The organism is uncultured Campylobacter sp. (genome assembly GCF_937997465.1).
Taxonomy (GTDB): Bacteria; Campylobacterota; Campylobacteria; order Campylobacterales; family Campylobacteraceae; genus Campylobacter_A.
On the sequence record NZ_CALKTQ010000039.1, the window covers coordinates 1 to 1,546 of the forward strand.

2 protein-coding genes are annotated in these 1,546 nt (G+C 42.4%); one reads left to right on the plus strand and one right to left on the minus strand.

What is annotated here, in order from left to right:
• On the plus strand, window positions 1-713 hold a 713-nt coding region (locus Q0546_RS01150; protein ID WP_298789784.1), incomplete at its 5' end, for a DegT/DnrJ/EryC1/StrS family aminotransferase.
• Here the strand turns inward: Q0546_RS01150 and Q0546_RS01155 are convergent.
• Window positions 672-1,244, minus strand: coding sequence for a YcxB family protein (locus Q0546_RS01155; RefSeq protein ID WP_298789786.1), 573 nt, complete (start codon window positions 1,242-1,244; stop codon window positions 672-674). The genes Q0546_RS01150 and Q0546_RS01155 overlap by 42 nt on opposite strands.
• Between the last annotated feature and the right edge of the window lie 302 nt (window positions 1,245-1,546).

Here is a 1,546-nt window from a genome sequence, read left to right on the forward strand (position 1 = left end):
GTTTTGGCACGAAGAAGGATTATATAAAACTAAAACATTTTTTTGCCGAACATTATCAAGTCGACCAGAAGAATGTTTATCTTTTTCATTCGGGACGCACCGCGCTTTCTTTGGCTCTACTCTCGCAAATACCGGCAATATCTAATTCTTCTTCTGTTGTTGAAAAAACGAAGACGCTAGTAGCTTCAAAAAAAGAATCACTTCCAGCCGTTGCCATCACTTCATTAACCTGTTTTGCAGTAGTGCAAGCGATTAGGACTGCCGGGTATCAGCCAATTTATTTAGATATCGATCCAAAAACCCTGCATTTTGATGCGAATACCCTTAAGCGGTGTATTAAGAAATATCCAAACCTTAAAGCCGTTGTTGTCCAAAATAACCTTGGTATACCAGTAGACATAGCAGAAATTGAAAAGCTAGCCAAAGCACATAAACTTTTTCTTATTGAAGATCTCGCCCATTCATACGATATTCACTACCCAGACGGACGTCTTGCCGGAAGTGTCGGTGATGCTATTGTTCTTTCTTTTGGTAAAGGAAAGTCACTAGATACGATCTCAGGCGGCGCGTTAATTATGCGAACAGATTCAAAGAATCAGCTTTTAGCTTCACAAAATATTGCTAGCCGCGCACCAAAAATTTCGGACTCCTTACGAGATAAGTTTTATCCATTATTTGCTCTCATCTCCCGCGCGCTTTCTTATCTCGCTTAAAAACTCCACTCCGCCGTCTAAAAAAGCCTCGCGCGGCACGGCGTAAAACATGGAGTTTGCGATGATAACGACGACGAAACTACCGACATAGCGGGCGTCGCTGATGACGTTATAAAAATATCTGCCCTCGCCGAATTTGCTTTTTTGCACGAAAAACCCATCCTCTAAGATCACGCTTTTTGATCCGAATTCGCCGTAGTTTGCTTTATTTATCAGCGCGCGAGTAAGCAGCCAAGGCCGCAGCCCAGTAGCGTAAAGCAGAGTAAAAAACGCGGCCATCCACGATAGGTAGGCTAGATTTTCCACGCCGCTAAAACCGTAATCCCTAAGCAAGTCGCTAAGCTCCCTGAAGTAAAATTTGACGCACAAAAGCGTGATAAAAAACATGCCAAGAGCCGACGCCGTAAAGTCGCATATACGTATGTTTCGCATAAATTTATCGCCCTTATAGACTATTTTGCCCACCTCGCGCGTCATGGCTTTATACTCGGCGCTAGGCTTTATCTCAAAGTCGGCTTTCAAATTTGACATCTGCTTCCTTTAAATTTTGATGAGATATTATCAAATTTGGCCTAAATTTACGCTATTTTTAAAACGGCTGCTAAAACGAGAATTAAGCCTAAATTTCGTAAAATCGTCGCTAAGACGCGAGGTCGCGTAATACGTTAAAAGGCAAACCATGCAAAACTCAACCTCGTAAATTCCGCTAAATTTAAACCAAATCAACCAATCAATTTAAATTTAAGGCAGAATCATGAAAAGACGAGATTTTTTAAAACTAGGCGCGCTCGCGGCAGCTTCGGCGCAGGCAAAGCAATTTAACGCGGCGGCGC

Coding starts and splice junctions, on each gene's coding strand:
- Q0546_RS01155 (WP_298789786.1), bottom strand. CDS start 1,244: ATGTCAAATTTGAAAGCCGACTTTGAGATAAAGCCTAGCGCCGAGTAT.